This window comes from Mucilaginibacter humi (assembly GCF_013087555.1).
Genome location: NZ_JABFCR010000033.1, coordinates 20295 through 29064 on the forward strand (window position 1 = coordinate 20295; position 8770 = coordinate 29064).

An 8770-nucleotide genomic window follows, 5' to 3' on the forward strand; every position below is an offset into this window, starting at 1 on the left:
TTATATCGATTGGGGGTTAATAGTTGTTATTTCTTCGGGCATTAATGATGGCGATTGGTAAGTGGTTTTATCTTGCACCCAGGCAAATACCAGCGGCAGTATAAACAGCGCCGCAAGGGTTGAGGCAAACAGCCCGCCTATTACCGCGCGGCCCAACGGCGCCGATTGCTCGCCCGCCTCGCCCAGGCCCGATGCCATAGGTATCATACCGGCCATCATGGCAAAACTGGTCATTAGTATCGGCCTTAAACGTATGGCAGCGCTGGTAATTGCAGCGCGGGTAGCGTCCTTAAATTCAAGCCTTAAGTTTTCGCCATTGGTTACTATCAATATCGCGTTAGCAACCGATACCCCGGTTGACATGATCATACCCATATACGATTGCAGGTTTAAGGTAGACCCGGTTAACAACAACGCGGTTAATGAGCCCAAAATAACCGCCGGAACAGTTGATAGTACGGTTAATGACAGTTTAAATGATTGATAATTGGCAGCCAATAACAAAAAGATCACCAATACCGCGAAGCCTAAACCGCTTTGCAGGCTGCCCATGGTTTCGGTTAACAGGCTTGTCATCCCGCGCAGGTCGGCAACCAGACCTTTGGGTGGCGTGCCTAAACTCTTTATTACTTTTTGCACGTCGATTGTAGCAGTGCCCAGGTCCTTTTTGTAAATATTGGCGCTTACCGTTAAAAAACGGCGCGGCCCAACACGGTCATATTCGCCGGGGGCATAGGTTGTTTTAAAAGTGGCAACATCTGCAAGGGTTGGGGTGCTTTGGCCCTTTAGCAAAGGTATTTCCTTTAGCTCATCCATAGTGTTCATGGTATATTCGGGTATTTGCACCTGCACCTGGTAAGTATATTGCTTATCCTCGTCAAGCCATTGATTTTTTTCGGTAAAACGGCTTGATGAGGTACTTGCCGTAACCGAGCGGGCAATGTCAGTAACATTCAGGCCAAACTGCGATACCTTCTGCCTGTCTAAGGTTATCGCTATTACCGGGATTTTTAAGGGCTGCACTATCTGCACGTCGCGCAGGTAATCTATCTTTTTAAGGCCTGCTACAGCTTTATTGGCGTAGCTTTCAATATCAGCCATATTTTTGCCCGCCACCCTTATTTCAATTGGTGTGGCAGCGCCCCTGGCTCATTATCTTCTCGGTCATGTCAATAGGCTCAAAAGTAATGCGAAGATCAGGCATGGCATAGGCAATGTTTTTGCGCAGGGCATCTTTAAGCACGTCCATGTTTACATGATAACTTTCGTCAAGCTTAACCTGCAGCACCGCCTCGTGCGTACCGGTATTAAAAATGTAAAGGTTACTGCTGCCATAACTACTGGGAATTATACCCACATAGCCCGAACTGATCTCGACATGATGATCAACCGTTTTATCAATAATATTCAACACCTGTTTAAACTTATCCTCGGTACGTTCCAACCTTGTACCATCGGGTGCTTTTATGCGGATGAGGAATTGCCCGTTGTTCAGCTTCGGCATCATATCCTTACCAATTATAACGAAGCCTATACCAGCTAAAACAATTACAGCCACCAGGTACACCGGGATGATCCATTTTTGTTGGGCATCCAACGGGTGATGATGCCCATAAAGCGGATTTTTACCCTTTCGAAAAAATCGTTTTGCTCAGGGTGCTCCTGTTCTTCTTTTAAATGATGGTTTACCTGCTCTTCTTCCTTTTTATTTAATGCCTCACCGGCATGGGCGTGGATCTGGTCATGATGATAGTGCTGGTAGCGCTCGGCTTTTATCATCCAGTTGCTTAATATGGGCACTAAGGTTTGCGCTAATATGTAAGACACGATCATAGTTAAACCAATAGACAGCGACAGTGGCAAAAACATAGCCTTAGGCACACCCGTCATTAAAAACGACGGAGCGAACACCGCCGGGATACACAGCAATATCAGCAGTAGCGGAAAAGATATTTCCTCGCAGGCATCATAAATAGCCAGGCGTTTTGATTTGCCCATTTCAAGATGCTGGTGTATGTTTTCTATGGTTACAGTTGCCTGGTCAACCAAAATCCCTATAGCCAGAGCAAGGCCGCTTAAAGTCATAATATTTATGGTTTGCCCAAATGCGGCAAGCAACATCACCCCCAATAAAATTGATACAGGGATGGTGATCACCACAATTAAACTGCTTCGCCAGTCGCGCAGAAAAAGCAATACCATAAGCCCGGTTAATAAGGCCCCCAGGCCCCCTCGGTCATTAAACTTTTTACCGCGTTAATAACAAATACCGATTGATCAAACTCATACGATACTTTAATATCATCAGGCAACAGGCTTTGCATTTCGGGCAGCTTTGCCTTTAAACCCTGCACCACCGACCGGTAGAGGCATCGGCAGTTTTTACAATGGGGATATAAACCGACCGTTTGCCGTTAATAAGTGCATAATCAACCGTTATGTCCGACGCATCGGCCACCCTAGCCACATCTTTCACCAATACCGATACGCCATTTTTGGTTTTGATAGGGATGTCGCCAAACTCGTCAGACTTTTTAACCAGCGAGTTAACCGTAGTGGTAAACATGGTGTTATCTATCCGTAAGTTGCCTGATGGCGACATGGCGTTAAATTTTGCTAAAGCCTCAACCACCTGGTCGGGGGTTAGGTTATAACTCCTTAACTTATTGGGGTCGGCATTTACGGTTATTGATCTTGAATTTGCGCCAAACGGCGGCGGTGCCGACAGACCGGGAACTGACGCGAACATGGGCCTGATACGGGTTGCCGCCATATCGTAAATTTCTTTCAAACTACGCCCCGGTGCCGACATAACCAACTGCCCTACCGGCAATGACGAAGCATCATATCTGATAACCTGCGGCGGCAGCGCCCCGGGCGGAAAAAACTTCATGGCCCGGTTAACCTGCAGGGCAATTTGTGCCTGTGCTTCGGCCATGTTGGTACTTTCGTAAAAGCTTATTTTGAGCATGGTTAGCCCCTGTATGTTTTTGGTAGAGATGTTTTTGATGCCGTTAACATACAGGAATTGATCTTGCAGACGCGTAGAGAAGAAGCCCTCCATTTGTTGGGGCGACATACCCCCGTACGACTCAATAACATAGATAGTTGGCAGGTTTAATTGGGGGAAAATATCTATAGGTATTTTTATAGCGCTTAACACGGCAAAGATCATAAGGCTGAGGGTAATTACCACCACAGTTATGGGCCTTTTAAGCGCGGATGTGACCATTGACATAGTTAATTAATTTAAGAGGTTTAGTATTGATGATAGCTTGTTACCCGTAATAGCTTTTTGAAACAGAGCGCTGGTATAAGCATATTTTGCCTGCGCGTAATCTGTTTCGGCACGGTAAAGGATATTTAAGGCAGCATTTAGCTCAATGATATCTGTAAGCCCGCTTTTATAAAGCGATAGCTTTTGACGATACCCCGCATTGGCGGCCTTTAGCTGATTGGGAATCTCCTGTAAGCGCTGCTTTGCCGTATTAAGTTCTACATCGGCCTGGTTAATGCTTAATGCAAGCGCCGTCCGCTGTTCATCCAGCCTCTTTTCGGCATAGTCGGTAGCGTTTTTTGTGTGCGTAGTTTCAGTTGCCTGCGGCGCAGGTCGAACAGGTTGTATGATACGCCAACACCCACCAGGTAATTATTCCTGTCAAAACCCCAGCCATTGCTTAACGGACCAAACTTATCGCTCTCAATGCTTGAGCCGCGGCCCCGGGCAGCAGCTTCAACCAGTATTTTGGGGTTGTACTGCTTCTTCACCAGGTCCTCGCGTTCGCGGCTGTTTTGCAGCAGAGTTTTATAGTAGTTGATGTAGGGATGATCGATCGTATCGGCAGTTAACAACAAGTTACTGTTTGATTGAGTAAGCAGTTTTACACCAGCCAAAGTATCGGGCACTATGGTTTGATAAGGCAAGCCGCTGATGGCAGATAGCTGTAATTGCACCTGTTTTAACTGGTTATCCAGCTCTATGTAATTAAGTCGGGCTTTGGATAGTTCTGCCTCGGCAATACTGGTGTCAACACCGGGGCGCAGGCCGCTTTTGGCAAGCGACTGTATTGACCGCCTGATTTGTTGATTGCGCTGGATGTTGCGCGATTGGATGCTTAGGTAATCCTGCAGGCGTAATAACTGTAAGTAGCCGCCAATAGTATAGGTTTGCAACTGGTAGCGCGAGCGTTGAAACTGGTTCTGCTCTACTAATACATCAGAGCCTGCTACTTTATTTTGCGCCGCGTAAGCCCCAAAGTTATAGGCTTCCCAATCCAGCGCGGCAATACCTAAGTTACCCAATGCGGTGCTGGTATTAGTTTGGGCACGCACTCCGCTTGAATTTGACGGTACAATACCAAACCCGAAATAGCCGCCGGCTACGTTATTGTTAGTACCCACATCGGCCTGGTAATTTAGTTTAAGGTTTGGCAGCCAGTTGTTGTGTACCTCATTGGCCTTGGCCATTTTAATGTTTACAGCTACCGAGTCGGCCAGCAGCGCGGGTGCCTTTTGGTTTACATTATTTAGCAACACCTTTAAGCTTAGGGGTGTGGGTTGCTGCGCATAAGCAGCCATCATGCAAAAGCACAACACTGCCATGCACTTGTACTTTAAATAGTGCATTATTAAATGTTTAAATTAATTTTTATAAATGGAATTACACCGCATACATCAGCCGTGGGGCCGTATGCAATAATTAAGAAGATTGCAGAGTATTATTAAATTGTTAGCTTACCACTAAGCAGGTATAGTGGTTGCGGCGGGCAAAGACTGTAAGTTATTGCTGCCAGCAAGCTACCGGTAATAGTTTTTACTTGCCGCAGTACCAATGGCAATATTGCACATAAGGCAAAAGCAAAAGTGTAACCACCGGCAAACCGGGGTTAGCCAGTTTCGCTTTCATTTTGGCGGGGTTGTACTCGCTGTTTTCGTTAAACTCCAGCTTTCGCTTAGCAAATGATTTTACCAGTATGTTTTGACTACACGGTTGCTGCGCCTTAAAATAGCGTTGGCAGCGCAAGCTAAAACCTAAAAATGGTTTAGCCACAAACATAAGCATGGCAATAAACAGCAGAAATTTAACTTTTGAGGCTAACATTGCTTACACAAACGTATTTATAGGTTAAAGTTGGCGAGAAATAATTTATATGCCAGAATGTAACGGAAAAATTGCAATATGGCTTTAAAATCAGCTTAGCCAATTGTTAAAAATGTTAAATAATTAGGGAACAATACTTTGTGTTATTAACTTAGTATATACCTTATGCATTATGAAAAGATTATTTGCAACCCTGGTTATGCTAAGCGGCGCTATAGTGGTAAATGCACAGCGTACAAGCACCACCCTTCTTCAAAAATCATTACTTACCAATACAAATAAACCGGCTGGCAATGTTTGCACCTGCAATCCCAATCAATTAACACTATTAAAATCAAAACCCAATGCAGAATTGTTTGGGAAAATGACCAAACTAACAGCAGATACAGTTGATTATAAACCATCTACAGTAACCGTGTATGAAAATGTTAGCGTAAATCAATTACTAAATACTACCGCTGCGATTAATCCAGACCGTATGCCTATTGCCAAACCGGCAAATACAGATCCGCGTATGCCTATTGTGCAAACTGACAGGACAGCGTACACAATGCCGATAGTAGGGAAAACGCAACCACGGGTATATTATCCAACAGTATCGCCTAAAAGGTTGTGGATGGCGTTGAAGTTCGCCCTTAGTGTTAAATAGAAAAATCTTTATTCAATAGTTTTTCCAATTCGGCGAAGCTGATGTTCATTTTAACTTTGCCCTGTTTGGCGTAGCTGATCTCGCCGGTTTCTTCGGATATGATGATCGCTGTGGCCTCGTTAGCCTCGGTAACACCAATGCCGGCCCGGTGGCGCAAGCCAAACTGAGCTGGCAGGTCAACCTTATCCGTCAACGGCAAAATACAACTGGCCGATTTAATTTTGTTCTCAGCAATTACTACCGCGCCGTCATGCAGCGGGCTGGTTTTTTGGAAGATGCTTTCCAATAATCGTTTAGAGATTTTAGCATCCATCACTTCGCAGCTATTCTGGTAAAATTGCTCGTCGTAATATTTAGCGAAAACTATCAGCGCACCGGTGCGGGTTTGTTTTAATATCTTACAGGCATCAATAATGGGTTTAATACGGGCATAGTTGTTTTTCTCATCCTGCACTTTCCCGAAGAAATAGCGCCACCAGGCTTTATTGCGCTGCAGTGATGCATTCTTACCCACCAACAGTAAAAAGCGCCTTATCTCTTGCTGAAAAACTACAATAATGATAATTAAGCTAGCATCTTTAAAATAACCCAATATTTTAGTAAGCACCGGCATATGCAAGTTGCTCACCACAAAATAAAGCACATAGATCACACCCAGTCCCAACAGGATATTTACCGCTATGGTGCCGCGTACCAGGTTATAAGCCTGGTATATTATAAAAGCTACCAGCAGGATGTCTAAAACGCCAAGCGGTGTTATTTTAAAAAGGCTGAGATCTAAACTGTGCATTCACGAAGTTAATATTTAGATGTGAGATTTGGGACAGGAGATTTGAGATCGCTTATCTCTTTGACATGCAGATGTTATTTATCCTCAATTACCCCATATATGGCCCGCCCGGTACGCCCCAATCCCATTTTGGCATGGGCATGTTTGGGTCTTCATCTACATTATCTAAATTCGAATTAAGTACAGCAATGCGGGTTCCCCATTCCGGGTAAGCCATAAATGCAGAGCGGAACTCAGGGTCATCAGGTAATTGTAGTTCATCGGCTGTTTCTAATAACAACTCCATCCAGCGTTTTCGGTGCTGCTGGGTTAAGTGCTTAGCCGGTGTTTTTGGATCATTTGGAAATGGCTTCCTTCACTTTCGCTATATAGTTTCGGGCCACCAAAAACCTCGGCAACAAAATGTGCTACGTGTAGCCGGTGCTGTGGCGACATATGCTTAAATACCGGCTCTAAAATATCATCAGCTAATACCTTATCATAAAATAGGTTAAACAACTGCTCAAACATGGGCATACCACCTGCCCATTCAAATAAAGAGGGAACAGACCGGGTTTTGTTATCATCCATGTTGATTGCTATTTATGCGTTGCTTTGTTCTTGGGGAACATTAGCGATGCAACTACACTGATTACCAAAATGCCAAGTATTATTAATAATGACCGGCCCGTAGTCAACCCTATCTGGTCGACGTAATTAGCTAATAGCATTTTCAGGCCTATGAAAGCCAGCAAGGCAGCCAACCCAACTTTAAGGTAGTGGAACTTATCGATAATATTAACCAGTAGGAAGAACATAGAGCGCAGGCCCATAATGGCGAATATGTTAGAAAAGAATACGATATAAGGGTCCTTTGTGATCGAGAATATAGCTGGGATAGAATCGACCGCGAAAACAAGGTCGGTAACCTCGATAATTAATAGCACCGGGAACAAAGGGGTAATAAACTTTTTCCTATCTATTTTAACAAAGAATTTGCTGCCTTCAAACTGCGGGTGTACCGAAAAATATTTAGAAGCCAGCTTAACAACCGTATGGTTTTCGGGGTCTATCTTCTCTTCTGGTTGCGGTTTACAAACATAGTTATACCTGTATAAACCGGGGAACGCCCCAAACAGGTACAGGATCCAATGAAACTCTTCTATTAACGCCGCCCCGACAAATATGAATAGGAAACGCATTACCACCGCGCCAATTATCCCCCAGAGTAATACCTTATGATAATATCTTTTATCAACACCAAAAGCGGTAAATATCAATACCATCACAAAAATATTATCAACCGAAAGGGCATACTCAACTACATAACCGGTAATAAACTCAAGGCCCGGGGTTTTGCGATATAGGGCCAGACCACCTTCAAAGTTATTAGAGTTTAATTGAAGGTTATGCAGGTGTTTTATATTGATCTCCTTTAAAGCGGCGAAGCTATCGATATGGTGCAGCAGTTGACCAAAGTTTAGTATTAGCGCATAAAAGCCAAGCGCAACAGACACCCAAACGGCGCTCATAATCCCGGCCTGCTTCAAGCTTACCGGTTTGTTTGAATTGCCAAATAAGCCTGGGTCAATAGCCATCATTAAAAAAATGAAGACTAAAAATCCGCCTATAAATAAAAGTTCGCTACTCATTACTTGTCTCTTTCTGTCGTAAAGGTCACCAATTGCTCTAACCCAAGGCGCGAGTCGCTGTCAGGCAGGGTATATAGTATTTCAAAAGCTTCGTCCCTGTATTTCTTCATTTGGGTTTCGGCATATTGCAAGCCCCCGGTAACATTAACAAATTTAATGATGGCGGCAATTTTTTCCGGCTCGTCATTATGGTTCTTTACCAAGTTGATAATCCTTTTTTCTCCGTAGCATCGCAGTTATTTAACGCGTAAATAAGGGGCAGCGTAACCTTTTTTCTTTGATATCGATACCTACTGGTTTACCGACATCATCCGTGCCAAAATCAAACATATCATCCTTGATCTGGAAAGCGATGCCTATCTTTTCGCCAAACAGGCGCATTTTCTCTGTAGTTTCATCATCAGCCCCGGCTGATGCCGCGCCGCAGGCGCAGCAAGCGGCTATTAACGATGCTGTTTTTTGGCGGATAACATCATAATAAACAGGCTCGCCAATATCCATGCGGCGCACTTTTTCAATCTGTAACTTTACGGCTTCTGATACGATCTTAAGTAATTTAAAATCGCCGTTATCAATAGAGCAATAAGCCTTTTGATAAC

Annotated in this window: 11 protein-coding genes and 2 pseudogenes; 1 reads left to right on the top strand and 12 read right to left on the bottom strand. The window is 44.2% G+C overall.

Going from position 1 to position 8770, the window contains the following annotated elements:
• The 7 genes and pseudogenes from HK413_RS17425 to HK413_RS08220 form a co-directional block, all read right to left on the bottom strand.
• Entirely contained in the window at nucleotides 1-1116 is a 1116-nt protein-coding gene (locus HK413_RS17425) for an efflux RND transporter permease subunit (protein ID WP_317169394.1), read from the bottom strand.
• Between the two features lie 7 nt (nucleotides 1117-1123).
• Nucleotides 1124-1597, bottom strand: a complete 474-nt coding sequence (locus HK413_RS17430) for an efflux RND transporter permease subunit (RefSeq protein WP_246230063.1) — start codon at nucleotides 1595-1597, stop codon at nucleotides 1124-1126.
• The gene (locus tag HK413_RS19675) at nucleotides 1549-2202 is read right to left on the bottom strand and encodes an efflux RND transporter permease subunit (RefSeq protein WP_262886839.1); all 654 of its coding nucleotides are present in this window, start codon (nucleotides 2200-2202) and stop codon (nucleotides 1549-1551) included. Before HK413_RS19675 ends, HK413_RS17430 begins: the two co-directional genes overlap by 49 nt.
• Nucleotides 2203-2210: 8 nt before the next feature.
• A complete protein-coding gene (locus HK413_RS19680) occupies nucleotides 2211-2354 on the bottom strand; it encodes a hypothetical protein (protein ID WP_262886840.1) in 144 nt (47 codons plus the stop codon).
• Nucleotides 2342-3175 (bottom strand): efflux RND transporter permease subunit, encoded by an 834-nt coding sequence (locus HK413_RS19685; RefSeq protein WP_262886841.1) that lies wholly within the window; start codon nucleotides 3173-3175, stop codon nucleotides 2342-2344. The genes HK413_RS19680 and HK413_RS19685 overlap by 13 nt, the downstream gene beginning before the upstream one ends.
• A gap of 69 nt (nucleotides 3176-3244) precedes the next feature.
• Nucleotides 3245-4626 (bottom strand): annotated as a pseudogene (locus tag HK413_RS08215) (TolC family protein).
• Nucleotides 4627-4813: 187 nt separating this feature from the next.
• The gene (locus HK413_RS08220; protein WP_175269835.1) at nucleotides 4814-5101 is read right to left on the bottom strand and encodes a hypothetical protein; all 288 of its coding nucleotides are present in this window, start codon (nucleotides 5099-5101) and stop codon (nucleotides 4814-4816) included.
• Nucleotides 5102-5273: 172 nt separating this feature from the next.
• On the opposite strand from HK413_RS08220, the gene HK413_RS08225 reads away from it, so the two are divergent.
• Nucleotides 5274-5750: a hypothetical protein gene (locus HK413_RS08225; protein WP_175269836.1), complete on the top strand. Its 477-nt coding sequence runs from the start codon at nucleotides 5274-5276 to the stop codon at nucleotides 5748-5750.
• Here HK413_RS08225 and cdaA read toward each other — a convergent pair.
• The 5 genes and pseudogenes from cdaA to HK413_RS08245 all read right to left on the bottom strand — a co-directional run.
• Nucleotides 5743-6540, bottom strand: coding sequence for a diadenylate cyclase CdaA (gene cdaA, locus HK413_RS08230; protein ID WP_175269837.1), 798 nt, complete (start codon nucleotides 6538-6540; stop codon nucleotides 5743-5745). The two genes, HK413_RS08225 and cdaA, sit on opposite strands and share 8 nt — an antisense overlap.
• An 88-nt stretch (nucleotides 6541-6628) precedes the next feature.
• Nucleotides 6629-6826 carry a globin family protein gene (locus HK413_RS15160; protein WP_217452171.1) on the bottom strand — a complete coding sequence of 66 codons (198 nt, stop codon included), beginning with the start codon at nucleotides 6824-6826 and terminating at the stop codon, nucleotides 6629-6631.
• Between the two features lie 23 nt (nucleotides 6827-6849).
• Entirely contained in the window at nucleotides 6850-7110 is a 261-nt protein-coding gene (locus HK413_RS15165; protein WP_217452172.1) for a globin domain-containing protein, read from the bottom strand.
• Nucleotides 7111-7118: 8 nt separating this feature from the next.
• On the bottom strand, nucleotides 7119-8171 hold the full coding sequence (locus HK413_RS08240; protein ID WP_175269838.1) for a TerC/Alx family metal homeostasis membrane protein: 1053 nt from the start codon (nucleotides 8169-8171) through the stop codon (nucleotides 7119-7121).
• Nucleotides 8171-8770: pseudogene (locus HK413_RS08245) on the bottom strand (polyprenyl synthetase family protein); the annotation flags it as partial. The pseudogene HK413_RS08245 and the gene HK413_RS08240, both read right to left, overlap by 1 nt.